The sequence below is a fragment of the Paenibacillus sp. USHLN196 genome (assembly GCF_037144955.1).
In the GTDB taxonomy this organism is placed as follows: Bacteria; Bacillota; Bacilli; order Paenibacillales; family Paenibacillaceae; genus Paenibacillus; species Paenibacillus xylanexedens_C.
Map to the genome: position 1 here is coordinate 48,415 of NZ_JBBCYH010000014.1, position 22,082 is coordinate 70,496.

A 22,082-nucleotide genomic window follows, 5' to 3' on the forward strand; every position below is an offset into this window, starting at 1 on the left:
TGATACTTAAGGCTTCAATGCTATCCAGCCATCTGCCAAGTGAAAATAAAGCTTGCGTACTTGCCGATGGGTCGAGCTTTCTTTCCAGGCTCGTGGTCATTGTGCGGATTGCACAGAATAAAAAACGGCAGCAGGAACGGGTCAAGTTCCTGCTGCCATAACAAGATATATACGATTGAACAGGGGAGCCATGCAGATGGCTCCTTTTTCCTTTATCGGAGGAAAATTTTGATTATGATGATATCGCCGCTGCCAAGTCGATACGCTCCATCAGTCAATCATTCAGCTTCCTTTGGTTTCGATACGACCCAGTGGGTTATCGTCACTTGCCAAAGCCATACATGCTGAATCCCATGCGGAATCTTCCGGATAGAGTTCAGTATGGAGATAAGCCCAGGTGAGTTTCTGAACCGCAGCGACCCGTTCAAGATTTTCATCCGTCGTCTCGGCGACATCGTAGCCGGACACTCCACCGAGTCCGTGCTCTGCGCCGAACAGAGTGAGCAGGGATTTTGGGCCGGGGGAAAGGAAATACGGATCGGTGTGCCAATCAGGGCCCATAACCGTCAGATGACGGGAGTTGTCCTTGTCCCCAGCAACAACGAGTGCAGGTGTCCTCATTTCAGAGAAATCGGTAGTAGAGAAGAAGGAATAATTCTTGATCGTAAATTCACTGAGTGCATCGCCGCCTCTGCCGGGCGCGGCAAGTAGTACACCCGCCTTGATCCGGGGCTCGGCCAAGTTCACTTCTGTTCCGTCATGAGGATCAGTGAGCCGCGCTCCCAGCAGCAGGCTTATGGTATGCCCGCCCATGGAGTGGCCGGCTGCGGCGACTCTACTCCGGTCGAGGCGTCCGTGAAGCTGCGGAACAGCGGACTCGATTGTGTCCAACTGATCAAGGATATGCGTCATATCCTGAGCCCGGGATCGCCAGTATAGCGGCGCCTCGGGATGATCCGAACCGAGGTTCAGCGTTCTCGAACTCAGATGGGTCGGCTGGATGACAACGAATCCATGTGCTGCCCAGAAGCTCGCGAGTGGAGCATATCCGTTCAGTGAGGAGAGATGATTGGATGGACCGTGTCCATGCGAGAGAAGGATGATCGGAAGTTCGCTTCCGGTCGCCGGTGCGGTGACCCGCATTTGTAGGTCTACAGCACGGCCGGGAACGGAAAGTACTACCGGACTGAACGAAAGGACTGGAACGGGTGTGCTAATTTTGATTTCCATACGCATGGTATCTCCTTTTTTACATTCATTTGTGTTCAATGCTGCTATCACACACTTCGAGCCATACTCGTAAGCATTCCGAAACGAGTATGACCCTGGCTTAAATTATTCATTCCGATATACAATTTGATCGTCAATACATTGTTAAATGATGTGTGATTAAGCTTTATTATAGTTGTCAGATCGATGCGATCACCAATCCCTTATTTGGACTCGATACGTCCGAGCGGACTGTCACTCTTTTCCAGAGCTGAGCGGGCTGCTACCCAGCTGGAATCATCAAGACCGAATGCACTGCGAAGGTAAGCCAATGTAAGCTGCTGGATTAAGGCGACTCGTTCCGGGCTCTCGTCTGTTGTCTCCGCAACGCTATAGCCGGAGATGCCGCCAAGCGAGTGCTCTGCTCCGAAGAGGGTGAGCAGGCTCTTGCTACCTGGGCTCAGGAAGTACGGGTCGGTGAACCAGTCTGGCCCCCGCGTGGACAGGTGGGACTGGTCATGATCCCCAGCAACCACGAGCGTCGGCGTGCTCATATCCGCGAAGCTCGGGTTCATGAAGGGGAAGTGCTCAGCCGCGAACGGGCTAAGGTCAGCTCCTCCCTTACCAGTCGTGGCAAGCAGCACGCCCGCCTTGATCCGCGAGTCGGACATGTCCTCTCCCGGTTCGCCGTGGGCATCGAGGACTCGCGCGCCGAGCAGCATGCCCACCGTCTGGCCGCCGAAGGAGTGTCCGGCTGCAGCGATGCGACTGCGATCAAGGCGCCCACTGAGGCCGGGAACGGAAGCTTCAATGAGATCAAGCTGATCGAGGATGCGCTTCATGTCCTCGACTCGGAAACGCCAGATCAGTGGTGTACGGGGATCTTCAGGAGGAAGGTTCAGCGTCCTCGAGTCGAGATGGGTGGGTTGAATGACCACGAAGCCTTGAGCAGCCCAGAAGTCGACCAACGGGCCGTAACCGTCCAACGACCAGCCAAAGCCGTGGGAGAAAATAATGATAGGCAATTCCCGCCCAATCGTGGGCGCAGACACTCGCACTTGCAAATCCTCACCACGGCCCGGGGCTGGCAGCACTACCGGCTTCACCGAGATGATTGGGGTGGGTGTACTAATTTTAAGTTCCATAATAATAGTAATCTCCTTTTTTGCATCCATTTGTGACTAGCGCCGCCCTGTTATACTAAAGATGAGTATAAGCGGAACCGTGTTCCAATTATATACGGAACGTTGTTCCGTTTGCAATATTTTTTTTAATTAACACTCGTATAGATTGAAAAAGGACATGTGATAGACTATCTCCTTCCTGCTCGTCAGTTCAGTAGCGTGTTAATATTATCATAGATAAAATACATAGGTTTTCGAAGAGAATGGAAGAATATCGTAGAACCGAATACGTTAAGTCAATGAACTTTCCATTTGTTTTTACGAAATAAAGAGAACTATAATGATGGATGCAAAAAATTTCAGACTTCTTTGGAGGAACATACGCTATGAGATCTTTTCAATTTTACAATCCGACCCGGCTGATTTTTGGCAAAGGGCAAATTGAAGCACTAAAAACAGAAGTTCCAAAATACGGAAAGCGTATTTTGCTTGTATATGGTGGTGGAAGCATCAAACGTAGCGGGCTGTACGATGAGGTGATCGGCCAGTTGGAGGATATCGGAGCAGAGGTTACGGAACTGGCTGGTATAGAACCGAACCCGCGTCTTTCCACGGTTCATAAGGGCGTAGAGCTATGCAGAACCAATAACATTGATTTGGTTCTTGCTGTTGGTGGCGGTAGTGTGCTTGATTGTGGTAAAGCGATCGCAGTGGGGGCCAAATACGATGGAGACATGTGGGATGTAGTTGTGCGTGAAGCAACCCCGCAAGGCGGACTTCCGCTGGGAACGGTTCTGACCATGGCAGCGACGGGTTCCGAGATGAACAACGGTTCAGTGATTACCAATCAGGATACGCAGGAGAAATGGGCCTGGTTCAGCGAGTATTCCTTTCCGGCGTTTTCCATTCTTGATCCGGTGAATACATATACCGTACCTCTGGATCAGACCGTATATGGCATGGTGGATATGATGTCTCATGTGTTTGAACATTACTTCCATTTGGATACCAATACACCAGTTCAGCTTGGATTCTGTGAGACGATTCTCCGAACGGTGATTGAGACTGCGCCTCGTCTGATCAAAGATCCGGAAAACTATGAACTGCGCGAAACCATTCTCTATTGCGGAACAATGGCGCTTAACGATGTGCTGAATATGGGTCTTGCCGGGGATTGGGCTACTCATAATATTGAACATGCCGTGTCGGCCGTGTACGACATTCCTCATGGGGGAGGCCTTGCCATTCTGTTCCCGCACTGGATGAAGCACAATCTGGATGTCGATGTAGATCGATTCAAACGTATGGCCGTTAATGTATTTGATATTAATCCTACTGGAAAGTCGGACAAACAAGTCGCTGAAGAAGGCATTGAAGCGCTGCGCAAATTCTGGACTTCAATTGGTGCCCCTAGCCGTTTGGCTGACTATGACATCGACGACAGTCAGATTGATGCGATGGCTGATAAAGCGATGCGATTCGGTCCGTTCGGATTCTTCAAAAAATTGCAGCGTGAAGATGTAGTACAAATCTATCAAGCTGCACTGTAATTGTAAATTTCACATTCACTTTGTATAGTGAATCCTATCAAACAAGGACCTTCCTGTAATACTAAGGAACGTCCTTGTTTTTTTATTATTACATAATTTCTTGTGCGCTCATCTGTTTATTCCAGATCATATCTTGCGAGTACCGTTTCCCGAAATTCCAATTGCGACTAAATCTCCTCTTGGCTTAACGACTGGATTAAACCTGTGGAATCATCTTCAAGGCTGAATTTTCCCGGATTATCATTGATAAGTCCGTAGTCCCCGATTAGATTATCCATTAGAAAAATAATGTTTTTATCTCCTTTTTGATTAATCCTTCGGATCAACTACTGCTTCATTGACACGAGTATCCTTTCGTTTCAGATACAACTTGCTTGGACGATGCAAGAGCACGATGAGCAGGGCGAAGAGATGAATCAAAGTGAACAGGTTACTCTCATTCGGAATGGCAACGAACAGCGCCAGACTCAGAAACGTCACGGTGAGCTTGAACTTTCTCTTGGTGATGAATATAACAGCGAGCAGGCTGGGACCGATGATAAACAACATTCTCGCTATGATTACGCCAGAGGCATAAGCCAGATCATCACCTTTACGCGAGAAAGCAAGGTAAGCTTCTATGTTCTGGTTGAAGTCAATGAGGAACACGATAAAGGACACGATCATGTAGATCAGTTTTACACTCAATAAAATGCGCACGACATTTAATAGCGTGGGTAATGCTGTTTTTGCCATATCACTTCTCCTATTCTACTTCGAATCTATAACCGCAGATTCTCCTGGTTGTATTCTCGCGGAGGGCCTTCCTGCTTAAGATACACCTTGCTGGGCTTATGAAGCAACAGACAGAGCAACATGAAGATGTGCAGCAAGACGAGGAAGTTCTGAAAGAACACAACGCCAAAAAATAGGGCCAGGCTCATGAATGTAATTGTTAGTTTATAGCTTCGTCTTGAGATAGATACGATGGTCAGAATCGGCGGAACTAGAACCATGAGGACCCGGAACCCGATACTTGTAAAATAGGCGACCTGATCAGATAGCGGAAACGCGGAGTAATCCGCACTATTACGGAATAGATCTGCAATAAGGAATGTCATGGAAATCCCAATGAAAATGGATTGTACCCCTAACAGGGCGCGGATGACGTTTAATAAAGTGGGCATTTTTGTATTCAATAAGTCGTCCCTCTTCCTGCACGATATGTATTTCATACATTATACGATGTGGATGTCATATTTTGTATTAACCCAAAGTCTACAATTTCCAATCGTCTGCAGTGGCCTTTGGCCTAGAATCATCCCGCTTCAAAACAAAATAGAAACACGAAGAAACCCGCTTCTCCAAAGAGACCGGGTTTCTCGAAAATGTGAGCATCTGTACCCTTCTACGGGTACAGGTGTTTTTTGGTGATGTGCTATTCTCCACGAACGGATGGTGCATACGCCAGCACTTCCATTTCAATTAAATAGGGGCCTAAACCGCTGAATACGGTAATACGGGCAGGGTATGGTTGCTTAATCATTCGCGCATATACTTCGTTGTATTCGGGCTGATCCTCTACTCGGGCCAGATGAGTGGTTACCTTCACAATATGATCAAGTGTAAGTCCGGCTTCTTGCAGAATAACCTCAATATTGCGAATGCACTGTTCGGTCTGTTCCTTAATGCCGCCAATGGGCTCAAGCGTCTGTGGATTGACACCTACTTGACCTGCCACGTAGACCATATCTCCTGCTCGGACAGCATGGGAGAAAGGAAGCGGGAATTGGGGTGCAGCACTTGCATGTATGATGGTAGACATAGTCGTTGTCATTCCTTTCCTAATGAGTGTGTATGTTTGTTGTTAACTGATGCCAGTTCGTAGCCTGCTGATAATGATGAGCGATGGACAACAAGCGGTCTTCTCGCATAAGTGGACCAGCAAGCTGCATACCGATAGGCAATGGCTTCCCTGAGATGGTATCGAATCCGATAGGAACGGTGATGGATGGTAGCCCTGTATTAGTGAACGGTCCGTTGAAAATTGGGCTACCCGTCTTGTAGCCATATGGGGCCGTATATGGTGTTGATGGAGTCAATAACACATCCACTTCATCGAACAGCATCATCATCTCACTCCGGAATATCGTTCGGATGCGCTGTGCCTGCAAGTAATCAACGGCACTCGTCTGGTAACCAAGCTCAAGCTGCTCCCGCATCGTATGTCCGTAACGATCAGAGGCTTCTGCGAAGCGTTCTTGATGGAAGGCGGCAGCCTCTGCCCGCATTACCGTACGATGAGCAGCACATGTCTCATCCATATAAGAAGGCAGGTCTACCTTCTTCCATTGCATGCCCAGCTTCTCAAGTACGGTGATTGCCGACTCTACGGCTAACAAGATCGCTGGTTCATCGGTCTGGAAGAAGTTGCTCGGCAGACCGATGACCATTCCTGAGATAGGATGCTCAAGAGCGCTTGTTAAGTCTGGCTTGCCATGAGGAAGCGTGAAGGAGTCCATCTCATCTTGCCCGGACATCGCTTCAAGAACGATCGCGTTATCTTGTGCGGATCGAGTGAAGGCGCCAATATGATCCAGGCTCCAACTGGCTGTGATGACACCGTTACGGCTAACCCTGCCGTAAGTGGGCTTCATACAGGTTAATCCGTTGTAAGCTGCGGGTCTTAGCAGAGATCCGAAGGTCTGTGTTCCGAGTGTGAAGGAAGCCATGCCAGCCGCTACTGCGGCGGCGGAGCCGGAACTGGAACCGCCCGGGGTATGCTCTAGATTCCACGGATTGCGGGTTGGCGGTTCTCCTCCCTGGAAGGCATATTCCGTCGTTGTCGTCTTGCCGAGCAGGATAGCACCTGCTGCCTGCAACTTATGAATTACAGTAGCATTCGTCTCGGGTACAAAGTCAGGATAGGTACTTGATCCTGCCGAGGTGCGTATGCCAGCGGTATGGATAATGTCTTTGGCTCCATATGGAATGCCATGCAGAGGACCGAGATATTCGCCATTCATCAGTTTGCGCTCAGACTCTTTTGCAGCCTGCAAGGCTTGTTCTGCGGTGACTGTAACGAAGGCTTGCACAGCAGGCTCTACTTTCTCAATGCGATCCAAATAGGATTTCGTAAGCTCGACAGGAGATACCGTCTTGTTTTTGATCAGTGTTGCGGCTTCAGCAATCGTCAGCTCGTTAAGTGGTTTCGTAATCATCGCAGAGGCACTCTCCTATGCGGGGGATTGGGACCTACTTCTTCTGGCAGCTTGAAGCTTCGAATCAGCTTTAGGTCGGCTGTAAATAGGGCCAGCTCCTCGCTGGTAATAACTCCGTTCGCATATCTGGCGCTTTCTGTACGTCGGTGTGTGAGATAGTCGTCCTGCTTCAGAGTAATCAACCTTTCTCTCTCTATTTGGTGAAGCTTGAATCGATAATGTCCTCGTAAGCGAGGTCTTCCTTCAGATTGCCGATGAAGCGCTGCATGCCAATTGCGGTCTCGAATGCTGATTCATTGATGAGTCCCTCCGGAGGATATACCTTGCTGTCGATCATGCGTTGTACCGCTTGCTCCACGACGTTCTTGTCTAGATTCGGGAATTCCTTCACTGCGACTGCTTTGGCGCCTTCAGGATTCGATTGAATGTAGTCTAGGGCTTGCTCGATTGAGGTCACGAAGCGCTGGGTGAGATCGGGATTCTTCTCAATGAAGCTTGCGGTTGTGTTCATCGTTGCAAAGGCGAAGTCTGGATAATCCTTCGTGAAATCATGGACAATATGCAGCCCCTCTGCAATGCCTTGATCCAGTTGAGGTTCGTAAACGATAGCAATGTCGGCTTTGCCTGCTAATACAGCACCAAGCTCGGAGCCATTTTGAACCTCAGTGATCGTCACATCCTTGTCGATATCGATGTTATTGTCAGCGAACAACTTCCGTAGTAAACTGTTGGAGCTTGTAGGCGCCAAGCCCACTACGATGGTTTTACCTTTGAAATCCTCTGTCGAATTCACGGTTACTCCTTCTCTCGCGACTGCCCATACTGGAGCGCTGCCGGATAGAAGGACCAGTGAGCGAGCATCTCCGCCCTTCGCATTAGCGAATGCGACATGTTCAGGACCGTGGAAGGAGAATGCGGACTCACCTGAGATGACCGACGACAATGCTGTTGGCCCGCTTCCGGCAGCACGGATAGAAGATAGCTCAATGCGATTCTCCTTTAGAAAACCTTGGTTATTCGCTACATACAAGGGAAGGTAGAGCAGATTGTGATAAACCTCAGACACCATAATTTTGTCCACCTGTGTATTTTCTTGCCCCTCGCTATTAGAGGCACCTGCGCCGTTAGTGGGTGTTGTGGCATTGCCCCCACACCCGCTGAGCAGTGTAGTCAATAGAAGTGTCATCGCTGCTAGAATAGCTATCTTTTTGAATGTACGCATTAGTCATCAGGCCCCTTTTATGGTTGTAGGTCAGCTATACAGAAGTGGATTTGCTGCTGGTCTTGTTGTCATTCCATGGGAGGAGACGGGATTCGATATACCCGACACAGGTGTAGAGGAGCATGGCGACCAGCATAAGCATGAACACGCCAACCCATACGGCCGGAAGGTTGAACAGGTTACCTTCGACGAATACCATATGTCCGAGCCCTTTATCTGAAGAGATGAATTCTCCGCCTACGACAGACACCAATGCTAATCCGATATTGATACGGAAGGCCGAGATAATCCATGGCAGAGAGGATGGAACGATAATTTTGCGGAAAATTTGTGACTTCTTTGCACCGAAGGATTTCATCAGATTAATCTGGGATTCGTCGATCTGATGAGTCGCTTGGTAGGCGGATAACAGCGCTACGATAAATGTTGCCACGGAGGCAAGAGCAATCTTGGAGAAGATGCCTGAACCGAACCAGATAATAATCATGGGAGCGAGCGCAATTTTCGGAATGCCGTTCAGCGCTACGATGAATGGATCGAGCACACGGGCAACGGACTTGGAATACCACATGAGCAGTCCTGCTAATGAACCAATTAAGCTTCCGGCTACAAAGCCGATAACGGTGGCATTCACCGTTGCAAACGCGTCTGTAAGCAGTTGGCCTGAGCTGGCCATCGTGATGGCGGCATCAAGAATGGCGCTTGGTGATCCCATGAGGAATCCGTTAACCAGTTTCAGACGAACGGCGGATTCCCAGATCACCAAGATGACCGCTACAATAATGAACCGCCACAGCATCGTCATCAGCCAGTCTTTGGAGAATGTGGACTGTCTGCGTTTGCTCTTGCTCTTCGTAACTCCAGCAGGCTTTCCGGCAAGGGTAACTTCAGGTGATGTGCTCTTCATTAGCTGATCCTCCCCATCTGGATATCAAGCTCTGCCCAGATCGATTCAAAATACTGCTTGAACTTCTGGTCGGAGCGGGCTTTCAGTGCTGAGCCATATTGCGAGGCGAGACCAATGTCATACACCTGCTTCACGGTTGTTGGTCTTTTACTCATAACGGCAATGCGGTCGGAGATGGCAATCGCTTCCTCGATGTCATGCGTGATCAGGACGCCTGTCTTGCCCTCGGATTTTAGAATGGATAAGATTTCATCTTCCAGAATGAGTCTAGTCTGATAATCAAGTGCTGAGAAGGGTTCATCCAGTAATATAATATCGGGCTGGGTAACGAGGGTACGTATGAGGGCTACACGTTGGCGCATACCGCCTGATAGTGTGGAGGGATAGGCTTCTGCGAATGAAGCCAGGCCGTAGCGATCCAGATAATCCATGGCAATATCGCCACGATCCTTTTTGGACATGCCCTTCACTTCCAAGCCTAACGTGACATTATCCAGGATGCTTCTCCAAGGAAGCAGTAGATCCTTCTGCATCATATAGCCAACATGCCCGGTAGTCTGGTCGATCTCTTCGCCACAGACGATAACTTTGCCATTCGTTGGCTTAAGCAGACCCGCGATAATATTGAAGATCGTACTCTTACCGCAACCGCTCGGTCCCACGATACTGAAGAATTCCTGTTTCTTGATTTGCATCGAAACCTCAGCCAGGACCTGAATATCTTCTCCGGTTGCACTGACAAATGATTTGGATACGCCTTGTATCTGTATAGCCATGATAGGTAGCCCCTTTCCTACAGCCTGTTGGTTGTTGTTTCTTGGTGTGAGTTTGTGTTAATTAATATGACATTGATGATTATATTCCTAATCATATAGACTGTTTGCCCAATTGTCATTAGTTACTATGAACATAAAAATAGAAATGAATCAGTTAAAATGTACAAAAGAGATAGGGTTGGGAAAAGAAAATAAAAGAACGTGTCATTATACATGACACGTTCTCGGTTTAAGACGTATGATTAGCTTTGCTAGGGGCTGGATTGACATTCAGCAGCGACTCCAGTGCGAAGGCGAGGCGGAAGCGCAGACTCTCACTCGGATCCTTGATGTTCCTGCCGGTCAATTTTTCGCATTTCTCAAGCCTGTAGATGACTGTATTGCGATGTACGAACAGCTCTTTCGCCGTATCGACGATCTGGCAGTGATTCTCATAGAAAGAGGACAAGGTTTTCATCAGTTCGCTGCGCTCGTTTGGATCTCGGCCAGCGAAGGCCTTAAAGGTTTCTTGATGGAACTGAAGCATTTCATCATAAGGTATCATGCGCAGCAGGCGGCTTATATCCATGGTTTGATAGGAATGAGCGAAGCGGGTCTTTCTCATCTGATAGCCGGATTGAAGCGCCTTGACTGCTTCTTTATAGGATAATCCGATATCCAGTACATTCGTGTAGGGATTGCCTATGCCAAAGGATAGGCTGAGCTGCGATTCCGTATATAGGGTGCTCGCGATCTGTTCAAGCTGCTGAACAACGAGTTGTTCGTCCCAAGACGATTCGGCCAAAAAGACGAGTATACCGAACTGGTCGTTCTTCGTGAACATGACGAAGGAGAGATCCAGTCTGGCGAACTCCTGCTTAATCAGCTCGTAATAAGCGTCTCGTTCCGAGATGTGTCGCTCTTCTCCAGGGGGAGTGAGGCTCTGGTTAAGCATGCTCGATAAAGATTCATCCTTTTTAGCAATGATGAGAACGGAGCTTCCTTTGGCTTGTAGCCCATATTTCTTGCCACGATGCAGCGCTTCTTGTTCAGAACGAATGAAGCCCTGAATGAGATCGGAGAAATATTCATTTTTGTAACGGCGGGAACGTTCCTTGACCGCTTGCTTCTTGGTTAACTCCAGACCGATCACATTGACGGCTTGTTCCAGTGCCAGAGTGGAGAGCTTAAAGTTTGCGGAATCGTCGAATAGTGCGATTAAATAGCCCTCGTGCCGATCAGTAAAGATGGGATGTAGCTCAGCATGTCGATATTTATCGGCAGTAAGTAGGCAGATCGAGATTGCGGTATGGAAGGAAGGGTGATCATCTATAAATGTTAGTATGGGCGCGGCGAGAGACTGGCGATCCATCTGTTGTGCATAATGGGAGCTTGCCGTAATCTGCTTCTTTGAACCAAGCAGAAGTACAGGTGAGGATAGCAACTGAGACAGCGTATCTACGATGGAGGGTATACCTTTTCCCTGCATAACCATCGTGGAAAATTGTTTGTGAATAGATAAGGCGTAGTGGAGCTCATGGGTTTTATTCTGAAGGATGGCGCTGATCGATTGTTGAAATATTTCACCGAGTGTATTGTCTATCTCAGACAGTTCGATGATAGGAAACCCCAGCTTATCGGCTGTCTCGAGCAGTTGCGGGGATAATTCAAGAGAGAAGCGCTGTGTCTTGACCGCAAGCGCCGCACAACCAATCGCGTGCATATCTGTAATGAATGCAAGATGAGCATCGGGGCGGTCTTTCAGGATATAGCCGTTCGTCAGCAGCATATCTCCCGGCTTCAGGAATTGCACAATATCTGGCGCATCCATAATATTAATCGATTGTACCAAACGATCTAGTCCGCGATGTCCAGCAATTACCTTTGCTTTGGAGAGAATGGGGATAGTCAATAATTGTTGCAGATCCATCTTCAACCCACTCGCTTTCGTAATGATATGTTATAAAATCTAACATTAAGTGAGGTGGACGTAAAGAAGAGTTTGGATAAAGAGGCTAAAAGATAGATGTTAAACAAATTTCTCATAAATATAAAAACTTTCCAATAATTTAATGCGTTATACTAAGTAGATCTAAAGTTAATTTGATCGCTATTACCAATTCTATCACTAAAAAGGAGTTCTCAATCCATGAAACGAAAAGGATTAGTATCGCTTTTACTTGCCAGTGTTGTTGCTGGTTCTATTTTAGTAGCATCGACTACAACTGCGGAAAGAGTCGTAGCCCAAACTCCGATGGAAGCAGCAACGGAGTACTTTCAGGCTTACATTGCTAGGGATGTAGAAGGAATGATGTTCTATTCTAAAGATACCAATTATTTGGATGAGAAAAGTCGTGAAGAAGGATATGTGAAGGATTTTAAAACCAATCCGACTACAGGGTACGAAATTGTGGAAAGCAAACAAATCAACACGGATGAAGTTCAACTTTATGTAGTTCAAAAGTATGCAGGACAAGACTACGAACAGTCACCACCACTCCCATATAAAATTTTCAAAAGCGAAAATGGATGGAAGGTTTTAGTAGAGCCACTTGAAATCAATACATTGACAGGTGAAGTCACTAAAGGTACACCGATTCACGCTTTGCAGTATACAGATCATTAGTTATTTTTCTGGTTTCTACTAAAACAAAGGCCCAGTTGAACTAGAAGGCAAAGGATTTATGAATGCACACACATTATAGAAACGATTGAGGAGTGACCTCCAATGAAAAAATTCTTTATCAGTACGGCATTAATAATAACTGTTTCAGCAGTGACTGCTTTAAGTATTTATGCTAGTAGTTATGATGTTGATTCTAAAGCGGATAACCCAAACTATCCAGACTTTGGTCCTGCAGTAAAATTATCAGAAGAGGAAATTAATAGAGCTCTAGAAAATGTCAGTGGTATAACGACATCTTTTGGAACATTTAATAGGGTAACCGAGAAAGACGCCTTCATTTCCGAGAAGGAAACGGTGGATAACTTAGATCATTTAACTGCTGATACCAAACAGATTCTTTCTCACGGTAATTACTTTGTAAAAAGCGATTCCGAGGAATAGATTTATCAGAAATTAAGATCGACACTTCATTGACTGGGAATGGTTCTTTTTAGGGCGGGGGAACGATAGAAGTCACTGGTTGAATTCCGTGTTTGACGAAAGTGTGGAGTTTATTATTTTGGATGTATTACAAATGGGGAAAGAGAAGCCAATCGTAGTAGATACCTTTATGGAACCTGCTTTTCTAAGGGAGATTGTTAATCCCAACCGAGTTGTTTATTTGTTTGCTGATGATGACCTAATTCGAGCTGATTATCTGAATCGAGATCATCTGAGAGGCATGAAGGATTTTGTTCCCTAGTTTATCAGATCCACAACGTGCACGGGATGAAACATTAAAATACGGTGGTTAGAGCATCGAATCATTACCTGCAACAAACAGAGCAGTATCAATTAAAATGGTTTATGAGAACATCTCAGTCCAATAAAGATCAGATGTTATTGGAAGTTGAAAAGCATTTCGGTTTTCGATGATACTGGAGTAGCAAATTATATCAGTCGTCATTTGTTACACTAATAGTATACGATAGCTTAATAAACCTCAGAAAGTAGCCGATCAACTTGTGAACTGCACCACATTTGTTAAACACGACTAACAATGGAGGTGCAGTTCACCTGATCGGTTGTTTTTGTTCAGCTAACGGGCAGGTTAACTTAGCCTTAGCTGAAAACCTCTGCTCCAATACTTATAATTCAACGTAATGACCGACGGGACGAATTGATCCTCCTTAAGTGCTAATCTGATTCTCATAATGTTGACCTCATTTTCCTGGTTATTGGGCAGGAGCGATTACTAAAGCTTTAAGATTTTCTTCCTGGTGTTTGTCCACCCCAAGGAAAAAAGCCGCATAATAAATACCGTCTTGCTTCCACATGTAATACGTTTGCGTTTTGAACTTCAACTGATTGTTATCCGAATGGATAGGCGCCCAATAGATATGATCCTTATCTTTATATGCCGATATTTCGATACCGTTAATCACCAATTTGTGCATGAACGACAACTTGTTCACATCCACAATAGGCGCTTTGCTCTGATAATAATCAATCATGTCATTTATTTCATAAATGGGAGAGTTGTAAGGAACGCGATAACTATTCTTCAAGGCATCTGTGTCCGGTCTGATGGAGAACCCGGTGTTCTGATCGTCGGCTTGCTGCATAACCGAATCGGAAAGTTTAAGACCATAGTCTGATATGGCAAACGGGAATTTCACTGGAAAGCCAAGAAGATGTTCTGCTTCCTGCAAATCCGTCTTATCATATAAAGGGAATGAATTGCCCTCACCCTTATAATCGACATATTGAACTTGTTCTGGCAAAGCAAATGACTGAACGATTTTCACCAGCTCTTCTTGTGTAAGATCAGCGCTAAAATAATTGATCGAATACGTTACACCGTTTTCCTGCCATACAAAACTTTTGGCTTTTTCAGGTTTTTTCTTATACTTGGGCCTTGTAGTGGTGTACATAATACCTTTCATCCTACCTAATGTCAGGTCTACTTGCTGGTAAGAAGGAGCAAGGTCTGGTTCTTGGGAATATGAAGCCCCCCACAATAATTGATGCTCCAGCAAAGTGCCGTTTCCTTTGGAAGCTTGTATTTCAAAGTGTTGTTCGTCTTGTTGGCCAAAGTTCGATACGAAAGTGATCGTAGCTAATTCAATCCAGTCTGCTTTATTGGCTTTACTGAAATTCTCATTCAAATCCACATTTCTTAGGCGATACCCTTCGGGCAGATAATCAGGCACTTTAAAGTCAAACGTTGAAAAAGCGAGCGCCCGGTCCAGATTATGAAACCATTTGAACGATGGAATCAGTCTGTCGATCTGAAAGGAGGAAACCGTATTTTCTTCCTTTGAATCCGTTGCTTGAGAAGCATTTGAATCGACATTGGCGTTGGTAACCAAAACTGCGCTTAAAACTATTATCAGCAAAATAGCCGTGGCAAATAGTTTGTATGAACCGTGTTTAAACTTCGTAATCATTGTAACTCTCCGTTTCGTCTCATTCTTGTTGGTGAAGAAAAATGAAAGATTAATCCGAGGACGAGAGCTTTGGAAAAAAACGAGACAGCATAAGAAGTGTCATGCCATATGAAAAAGATTCCCGCTCACCCAGCGCTTCAAAGGACAACCGCCTCACAGGCCATTTCCCGATCGGAGGCCATTTTTTGGCGCGCCAGCCAAACCAAAGGATTAAACCTATGTAGCTATACCACTAACGTCCATAAGGGATTGAACCCATAATAAAATCTTTGCGTTTATAATGTGCCAGCTCTTGTAGAAGAACATGTCTCAATTGACGCAAATCTGGGATGACAATAATATCTTCTGTGATGTATAGAAGTGAACACATCCATCTGAAGGGTAGCCCTCCAGTAATTTGGTTGAATTTTGGTTAAATCAGTTAAGAATTTTTCCATACTTTAAATTATACAACAATATATTCTAAGAAAGTAATAGTACATTCGAATACAACATTGATAAGATATCGAGGGACAGAACTGGTAATTGTTTTTTTTAAGAGAGATAAAATAAGTCCGAGTTATTGAACTAACGGGAAACGTTAGCTTAATGAACAAAGAAGATGACAATAGGGATCGTTGCAGAGATGCTAACGATCCTTTTTTTGTATACCTTTTAGGACAGTATCGAATGGAAAAATTATATTAGACTGATGACCTCATTAAGCTAACGGGCAGGTTAGTGTAACTAAACTTGCTCATTGCTCGTTTATCAAGATATAGGGCAACCGTATTCAAGGAGGTATATAATGAGAAGATTTGTATTGATGTTTATTTTTGCTTTCGCATTGGCTGCTTGTGATAATTCTAATAAAGATCTACCTGTTACCCAAGATGATCAGGGAATTCAGGATCTTCAAACGGAAAACAATCAACTTAAGGATGAATTAGAAGCGGCTCAGAATACTTTGAATGAAATGGATATGAGTACAGTTAGAGGCCCTTTGAATGCAGCATTCAGAATAATTGACGCTATGAATAATAAAGATTACGAAGCCTTGGCAACATTATCTGTCCCTGAAGTGGCGTGGGATGATCAGGACGATACGTATACTTTACAAGATGATGAATCTAAGCAAAATGTTTCTCTCTTATCACCAATTGAGTTAGGGAACCTAGAGTATCGCGGATTTGATCCAGTGAGTGAGAATGAGGTTCAATTATTTTTGGCAAAAGTAGATGATGGCAATGTTGCCATCTATATTGATTTTGTGAAAACGGGGGATCAGTGGCTATATAAAGGCCATTTAACCAATTAATTTTGGGGAGGATGTTATATATGAAGAAGAGAATTCTGATTCCCTTTTTTGCAGTCGTTATTTCACTTACTGCATTAGTAGGGCTAGCTTTTGCAAAAGGGACTATTAAAATTGTAGTAAATAATCAAGCTGTTACTCCTGATGTAGCACCACGAATGATTGATAACCGAGTGATGGTACCTATCAGTTTTGTTTCAAAAGCATTAGGCGCTAATGTAAGTTGGAATCAAAAAAATCAAACTGTTACCATTAGAGATAACAATCAGCCTCAGCAGGATGATGTATGGAAAGAAGAACTTGACCTAAGCGGAAGTAGTTGGTCTGGCGTTAAAAATCTTATTGCAGTCTATATCGCTGCTTATGATAGTCGTAATGATGAGTTAATCAAATCAGTTACAGTTGATGGATTTGATATGATCCCGATTGGTGGGATTTATCCGGCTATTATAGATTATAATATTATAGATGCCCAAACTACCAAAAATGGTATCAAGGTACGTGTGCAGGTTATATCTAATGAAGAGAAGCTAAGCGAAGAGATCTGGGATTTTGATATTGTGAAAGGAAAAATACAAAATTGGGGACGGGTAAGCACTGTAGATATCAATTCCTATGCTGCATTTCCAGGGCTTTCATTCAAAAATAATTAACTTGTTCTCAGATAAAGTTAAAGTAAATGAAGCCTTCGTCTATGGACAAAGGCTTTGTTTACTGCTGTGTAGGCTTGTGATAAGGATCACCTGACAGAGCCCCTACAGTCGAGGTTGTGAGCGGATGTTGCTGTTGCTACCGCTTCTAAAGTGATGAAACCACTTGGACTGTATCCTGAGTAGACGATGTCCGCTCCAGTTTTGGAACACCAACCGTCGGATATTGTTCCGCCTCATCAAGGAAAGAGAATAGACATACTCTTTATCCTTTTTACTAAAGTCGGAGCAGCGATAATGCATAATAGAAGGCGATTGATTCATACTCCATTTTTGATTGATAACAATACTATGGCTTATGTATTTGACGAAAGCTGGGATACAGATTTCAACTGGGTGCCGCTGGTTCGGGATAGACGTCCTGGTGGTGGCGGGCTGCGACGCCTCTTCCTGTACCACTGGCCGTCCGGACTGGCAGACCTCTTACCGTCGCTGCTGGGAGAAATTGCAGGCTTTGTTCTCATAAGTCTAGACGTACCTATTGAGTATATGAAATTAAGTACAGCTGAGAAAACAAATTTAATAAGTGACTTCTTTATTATGAGGAAACATAGGCGTAAGGGGGTGGGGAGTCATGTTGCACACATACTCTTTGATGAATTTACTGGGACATGGGAAATAAGGAAAACACTCTATAACAAGCCCGCCTATGCGTTCTGGAAGCAGATTATAGGCACCTATAGAACGCAGAGCTCCTATAGAGAGCAGCTTCTACAAAACGAAAAATGGGATGGTCCTATCTTTTCATTTGAATCAGGGCAAAATTTAACTAACGGGAAACGTTAGCATAATTGAAAAAAGAATCAACGTGATCAACTGCGGTTTACATCTAACGTATGACAATAGGGACCGTTGCAGAAATGATAACGGTCCTTTTTTGTATACCTTTTAGGACAGTAGCGAACGGAAAAATTATATTAGACTGATGACCTCATTAAGCTAACGGGCAGGTTAACGTGGTGACGAGGGAGAACTTAATTAGACAAGATTTGTTGGGATGGATCTTCAGGGGATGCGAACGATGGATTGGTTGGAGAGGATGAAAAGCGCAATGGATCATATCGAAACAAATTTGGCGAACAATATCTCATATGATGAAATAGCGCAGATTGCCTGTTGCTCTACCTATCATTTCCAACGAATGTTCCCGTTCATTACCGGAATCACGTTATCCGAGTACATCCGACGTCGTCGTTTGACATTAGCGGCTTTTGAACTGCAGACAACCGATGCAAGGGTAATCGATGTTGCTATGAAATATGGATACCAATCGCCGGAAGCGTTCGCACGGGCGTTTAAGAATCTCCATGGGGTTATGCCGATATCTGCGCGCGATAAAGGCGTTTCCTTAAAAGCCTATCCTCGAATGTCCTTTCATATCTCAATAAGAGGAGATGTCGAGATGAATTACCGGATAGAACAAAGAGGAGCTTTCGAGATGTTCGGCGTTTATGGTCTTGTAAGTCAGGATTTACAAATGTCATTTATTGATGTTCCTCAGTTCCGTAAGCAATGTGATGAGGACGGCAGTGTGGATCTAATGAACGAGTTGCTAGGGCGGTTGGGTAATACCGTGCTGCATGCTGCCTTATATGACCATACAGGAGAATCATTCAAGTACATGGTATGCTATCATCTACCAAAGGGACTTGAAATTCCGAAGAGATTTACAAAGCTATCTGTTCCAGCTTTAACATTTGCTATTTTCCCGGAGCCGCAATGTGATTTACAAAAACTCTGGGAACGGGTATATACCGAATGGTTCCCGACATCTGGATACGAACAGGTTGAGGGTCCTCAATTTGAAATGTATTATGGAATGCCGGGGCATACACAGGGTGAGATATGGATACCAGTAAAGAAAAAGTAACAATGGAACTAACGAAGAGCTTTAGTTCCATCGTAGAAACAAGGATGAAGATACCGGAAAGATTGCAGCTTCATTACGTTAACGTAGAAACGATAGTGTTATAAAGCAAAGAAAGCAGCTGATCAATATGATCGGCTGCTTTTGTTCAATAACGGGCAGGTTAGTTCGCTGCTGCGACAAGGTGTGGTCCTCATTTTATAAGTTATTATACGTATAAATAAAAAAGGAGCCTGTTTCAGGACTCCAGAAGTTTTGTACAGCGTTGGTTCTATTAAGAATAAACCCAGTCAGGAATTTCCGTTTTGGTGTAATTGTATGAAACGACTTTCCAACCAGAGCTATACCTGCTTACGTTAACTTTGTATGAGCATGTGTAAATGTATCTTCCGTACTCGTCTTTCTGTCCAGTACTAACGGTAACAACTGCTTTATCAGTTCCAGAGTAAGAGATTGAAAGACCGTAGTATGAGTTGTCTTTATCTTCGAAATATTCCTTAGAATCTTCGTGTTTGCTGAATAAAGGTTTCACCAATTTGAAGGCTTGGGCATTATCCAGTGTTCCAATATCGACAGTGATGTGTTCAGAACTAGCAACCAAATCAGTTGGATGCCAGACGATATGGTCTTGCTCAAAGAATGTTTCGTTAAACTCTCGGAACTGGACGTACACTCGATTGTCAAACATTTTAACGTATTTCCCTAGCTTTACTTCCAATACTTTTCCATCTTTTTTAACAGTTGCCGTTTGAGTTTTCTGATTCCAAGTGGTTACTGCTCCGATCTGATCACCCGCGGCTCTCAAAGGCATAAATACTCGACCATCAACCAATTTCCCATTGAGATTAACTGCCTCATCTGCAAGAGCAGCTATTGGGCTAAGTAGTAAAGCAGCTGAAAGGAATCCGGCAATAATTTTTTCCTTCATGTTGAAGCTTCCTTTCGTAATTGGTATCTATGATACTTACACTATCTTTAAATCCGATAATTATTATAGAGTATTACATTGAAATCAACAATGGCACTTCTTTTCACCGCTCTGCGAGGTTGCTGAATCAGGTGGTTTTCAATTTAACCTATTGTAAGGATTAAACTAACGGTCAGGATAGCATAATATTAAAATTCAAATTCCTTATCTTAGCAACCTTCCTCCATTTCCAAACGTCGTTAACTGATGAAAAGGGGGATTATTATGAAAAAAATGATGATTACACTGATAGTCATTTGCTTCATTCTATCTGGCTGCTTTTCTAATCAAACGGGAAATGAGCCAGTGAATGTGAATGATAAAGAGAAACTTTTGATTGAAAACGAAAACAATCTTACTTTGGATAAAGTGACAGCCGCTTTAAAAACTGAGGGAATTGAAATGTTTAAAGAAGAACTGAATAATGATTGGATATTAAATAACGTTCACGCCAACAGGTTTTCTGTGTCTCGACCAACAGTAAAAGAAGTTTATAAAGAGTACATTTCAGTATACATTTTTAATTCAGAGACAGCTCGAAGAGAAGGTCTAAATGATTTCAATCATCAAAAGGAAAAGTATGATATGCAAATACCAAACATTTATCAATATAAAAATGTTCTTATTCTGTATTGGCATCATGAAACCGTAGACAATTCGAAGAATGCGAAATTTAATAAACAAATAGAAATGGCAATTCAAAAGATTTAAGTTTAGGAGTTCGACATTAAACTAACGGGAAACGATAGTTCAATAATAACAAGAAAGCAGCTGATCAATGTGATCAGCTACTTTTGTTCAGCTAACGAGCAGGTTAACGTGGGAACATATTTCGCACACTACAATTCCAGACTATTGTAATATAATATATTTTCGTTAAGAATAGATGCATGTAAATAATACATATGGAGGTAATTAAGTTTGAGTACTCACTACTATATCAGTTGGTTTAATGATTTTTTTCCAGAGAAGCTGGTCAAATTGTTGCATGAGGACATACAAGACAGAAAATCGCTTGTTATGATTAGCGCTGACCCGTCTGGTTATACAGATGAGCAAATTAACTTTGATGATATTTCTGAATGGACATGGTTGAATCAGGCTAACATTATTTTTGATGAAAATCATTTCATGGATTACCGCATGCAGAAGAAAGATGCCCAGCAATTAATTCATCACGCTTCTGTCATTTTTTTGTGCGGTGGAGATCCTGTTTTGCAGAACGATTTTTTGACGGATTATGAATTATCGGATGCAATTAAGAACAGTAATGCTGTTATCATAGGTGCCAGTGCTGGTGCGTTAAACATGGCTGCAAAATGGTTATCCTCGAAAAACGCTGGCCATAAGGTTGAAACAAGTACTATTTATGATGGTATAGGCTTTGATCATTTTGCCTACGAATCTCATTCTCAACGCGACTACGCCATGTTTGTTCAAGGCTACCTGTTCCCCTTGTCAGAAGAGATTGATGTTTATGCGTCAGAACAGGAGAGCGCTATACGTGTAAAGGATGGCAAAATAGAAACAATGGGTCCTGTATATTTAATTTCCCACTCAAAGATTAAGAAATTGGTTGAGACGCTTTAATTAAAGTGAGTGGCTGTAACCTAACCTAAATAAATAATTCCTTTTGATGTATAAAATCAATGCTTAAAGTTAATCGTCTCAAGTCTCCTCTCTATGCTTGGAGATAGTTCAGGGAAACCAAGGAACAAATTGAGCAACCCTTTCTATACATCATTCGTTAGAGTATGAGAGGGGTGATATGAAGTTATTAAAATGAGTAGTAACATCATAATGTTGGTACTAGTGGTATCCATGATATTTGCTGGATGTTCATCAAAAGAAAAAAATGAATATACAATTACTGAACGTGTAGTAGCATCTGATTTCGTTCTCGAAGTCACAACACCAACTGTTTTAGGTACTGGTGAGGCACTGAAAGTAAAAGGAACTCTAAAATATACAGGTATTAAACCCGTTGAAGTTTTCCATGGAAAACCTATCATTCGTTTCTCCTTCTCCGGTAGTAACGAGGAGCGTAGTTATATGGATATAGGATATTTCACTGAGTTTAAATCAGGTCAAGTGGTTGAGGTTGAAGATGAATTTATGGTAACCAAAAGAGGGAAACAAAATCTCTTTGTAGATATGACCGGGGATATCTTGTTAACCATGAATCCTATTGAGATTCGTGTGAATTAATCTTAGTAATATTG

Annotated in this window: 23 protein-coding genes; 11 read left to right on the forward strand and 12 right to left on the reverse strand. The window is 43.9% G+C overall.

What is annotated here, in order from left to right:
• Positions 1–282: 282 nt before the first annotated feature.
• A complete protein-coding gene (locus WFI24_RS26980; RefSeq protein ID WP_336765045.1) occupies positions 283–1,269 on the reverse strand; it encodes an alpha/beta hydrolase family protein in 987 nt (328 codons plus the stop codon).
• A 164-nt stretch (positions 1,270–1,433) separates the two neighbouring features.
• A complete protein-coding gene (locus tag WFI24_RS26985) occupies positions 1,434–2,354 on the reverse strand; it encodes an alpha/beta hydrolase family protein (protein WP_336765046.1) in 921 nt (306 codons plus the stop codon).
• A gap of 365 nt (positions 2,355–2,719) precedes the next feature.
• Here WFI24_RS26985 and WFI24_RS26990 point away from each other — a divergent pair, with 365 nt between their 5' ends.
• The gene (locus WFI24_RS26990; RefSeq protein WP_336765047.1) at positions 2,720–3,883 is read left to right on the forward strand and encodes an iron-containing alcohol dehydrogenase; all 1,164 of its coding nucleotides are present in this window, start codon (positions 2,720–2,722) and stop codon (positions 3,881–3,883) included.
• A 309-nt stretch (positions 3,884–4,192) separates the two neighbouring features.
• Here the strand turns inward: WFI24_RS26990 and WFI24_RS26995 are convergent, their stop codons facing one another.
• From WFI24_RS26995 to WFI24_RS27030, 8 genes are all read right to left on the reverse strand, one after another.
• A complete protein-coding gene (locus WFI24_RS26995; protein WP_336765048.1) occupies positions 4,193–4,618 on the reverse strand; it encodes a hypothetical protein in 426 nt (141 codons plus the stop codon).
• A 26-nt stretch (positions 4,619–4,644) separates the two neighbouring features.
• The gene (locus WFI24_RS27000; RefSeq protein ID WP_336765049.1) at positions 4,645–5,061 is read right to left on the reverse strand and encodes a hypothetical protein; all 417 of its coding nucleotides are present in this window, start codon (positions 5,059–5,061) and stop codon (positions 4,645–4,647) included.
• A 239-nt stretch (positions 5,062–5,300) separates the two neighbouring features.
• Positions 5,301–5,687 carry a RidA family protein gene (locus tag WFI24_RS27005; protein WP_336765050.1) on the reverse strand — a complete coding sequence of 129 codons (387 nt, stop codon included), beginning with the start codon at positions 5,685–5,687 and terminating at the stop codon, positions 5,301–5,303.
• Between the two features lie 19 nt (positions 5,688–5,706).
• Entirely contained in the window at positions 5,707–7,083 is a 1,377-nt protein-coding gene (locus WFI24_RS27010) for an amidase (RefSeq protein ID WP_336765051.1), read from the reverse strand.
• A 193-nt stretch (positions 7,084–7,276) separates the two neighbouring features.
• Positions 7,277–8,305 (reverse strand): ABC transporter substrate-binding protein, encoded by a 1,029-nt coding sequence (locus WFI24_RS27015; RefSeq protein WP_336765052.1) that lies wholly within the window; start codon positions 8,303–8,305, stop codon positions 7,277–7,279.
• A 34-nt stretch (positions 8,306–8,339) separates the two neighbouring features.
• On the reverse strand, positions 8,340–9,212 hold the full coding sequence (locus WFI24_RS27020) for an ABC transporter permease (protein ID WP_336765053.1): 873 nt from the start codon (positions 9,210–9,212) through the stop codon (positions 8,340–8,342).
• Complete coding sequence (locus tag WFI24_RS27025) at positions 9,212–9,988, reverse strand: ABC transporter ATP-binding protein (RefSeq protein ID WP_145323717.1); 777 nt, start codon at positions 9,986–9,988, stop codon at positions 9,212–9,214. Before WFI24_RS27025 ends, WFI24_RS27020 begins: the two co-directional genes overlap by 1 nt.
• Positions 9,989–10,217: 229 nt before the next feature.
• Positions 10,218–11,897: a PucR family transcriptional regulator gene (locus WFI24_RS27030; RefSeq protein ID WP_336765054.1), complete on the reverse strand. Its 1,680-nt coding sequence runs from the start codon at positions 11,895–11,897 to the stop codon at positions 10,218–10,220.
• Between the two features lie 219 nt (positions 11,898–12,116).
• Between WFI24_RS27030 and WFI24_RS27035 the strand changes: the two genes are divergently transcribed.
• The 3 genes from WFI24_RS27035 to WFI24_RS27045 all read left to right on the forward strand — a co-directional run bounded on the left by WFI24_RS27035 (position 12,117) and on the right by WFI24_RS27045 (position 13,335).
• Positions 12,117–12,593, forward strand: coding sequence for a hypothetical protein (locus WFI24_RS27035; RefSeq protein ID WP_336765055.1), 477 nt, complete (start codon positions 12,117–12,119; stop codon positions 12,591–12,593).
• Between the two features lie 102 nt (positions 12,594–12,695).
• Positions 12,696–13,034: a hypothetical protein gene (locus WFI24_RS27040; protein WP_336765056.1), complete on the forward strand. Its 339-nt coding sequence runs from the start codon at positions 12,696–12,698 to the stop codon at positions 13,032–13,034.
• Positions 13,035–13,152: 118 nt separating this feature from the next.
• The gene (locus WFI24_RS27045; RefSeq protein WP_336765057.1) at positions 13,153–13,335 is read left to right on the forward strand and encodes a hypothetical protein; all 183 of its coding nucleotides are present in this window, start codon (positions 13,153–13,155) and stop codon (positions 13,333–13,335) included.
• Between the two features lie 472 nt (positions 13,336–13,807).
• Here the strand turns inward: WFI24_RS27045 and WFI24_RS27050 are convergent, their stop codons facing one another.
• Entirely contained in the window at positions 13,808–15,022 is a 1,215-nt protein-coding gene (locus WFI24_RS27050) for a peptidase M56 (protein ID WP_336765058.1), read from the reverse strand.
• Positions 15,023–15,809: 787 nt separating this feature from the next.
• On the opposite strand from WFI24_RS27050, the gene WFI24_RS27055 reads away from it, so the two are divergent.
• The 4 genes from WFI24_RS27055 to WFI24_RS27070 all read left to right on the forward strand — a co-directional run bounded on the left by WFI24_RS27055 (position 15,810) and on the right by WFI24_RS27070 (position 18,896).
• A complete protein-coding gene (locus WFI24_RS27055; protein WP_336765059.1) occupies positions 15,810–16,319 on the forward strand; it encodes a hypothetical protein in 510 nt (169 codons plus the stop codon).
• A 20-nt stretch (positions 16,320–16,339) separates the two neighbouring features.
• A complete protein-coding gene (locus tag WFI24_RS27060) occupies positions 16,340–16,969 on the forward strand; it encodes a copper amine oxidase N-terminal domain-containing protein (protein WP_336765060.1) in 630 nt (209 codons plus the stop codon).
• 294 nt (positions 16,970–17,263) lie between these two features.
• Positions 17,264–17,812: a GNAT family N-acetyltransferase gene (locus WFI24_RS27065; RefSeq protein ID WP_336765061.1), complete on the forward strand. Its 549-nt coding sequence runs from the start codon at positions 17,264–17,266 to the stop codon at positions 17,810–17,812.
• A 235-nt stretch (positions 17,813–18,047) separates the two neighbouring features.
• The gene (locus tag WFI24_RS27070; protein ID WP_336765062.1) at positions 18,048–18,896 is read left to right on the forward strand and encodes an AraC family transcriptional regulator; all 849 of its coding nucleotides are present in this window, start codon (positions 18,048–18,050) and stop codon (positions 18,894–18,896) included.
• A gap of 271 nt (positions 18,897–19,167) precedes the next feature.
• Here WFI24_RS27070 and WFI24_RS27075 read toward each other — a convergent pair whose 3' ends face one another.
• Positions 19,168–19,821: a copper amine oxidase N-terminal domain-containing protein gene (locus tag WFI24_RS27075; RefSeq protein ID WP_336765063.1), complete on the reverse strand. Its 654-nt coding sequence runs from the start codon at positions 19,819–19,821 to the stop codon at positions 19,168–19,170.
• 264 nt (positions 19,822–20,085) lie between these two features.
• On the opposite strand from WFI24_RS27075, the gene WFI24_RS27080 reads away from it, so the two are divergent.
• The 3 genes from WFI24_RS27080 to WFI24_RS27090 all read left to right on the forward strand — a co-directional run bounded on the left by WFI24_RS27080 (position 20,086) and on the right by WFI24_RS27090 (position 22,068).
• A complete protein-coding gene (locus tag WFI24_RS27080; protein ID WP_336765064.1) occupies positions 20,086–20,571 on the forward strand; it encodes a hypothetical protein in 486 nt (161 codons plus the stop codon).
• Positions 20,572–20,781: 210 nt separating this feature from the next.
• Positions 20,782–21,450 carry a Type 1 glutamine amidotransferase-like domain-containing protein gene (locus tag WFI24_RS27085; RefSeq protein ID WP_336765065.1) on the forward strand — a complete coding sequence of 223 codons (669 nt, stop codon included), beginning with the start codon at positions 20,782–20,784 and terminating at the stop codon, positions 21,448–21,450.
• Between the two features lie 192 nt (positions 21,451–21,642).
• Entirely contained in the window at positions 21,643–22,068 is a 426-nt protein-coding gene (locus tag WFI24_RS27090) for a hypothetical protein (RefSeq protein ID WP_336765066.1), read from the forward strand.
• The last annotated feature ends 14 nt before the right edge of the window (positions 22,069–22,082 follow it).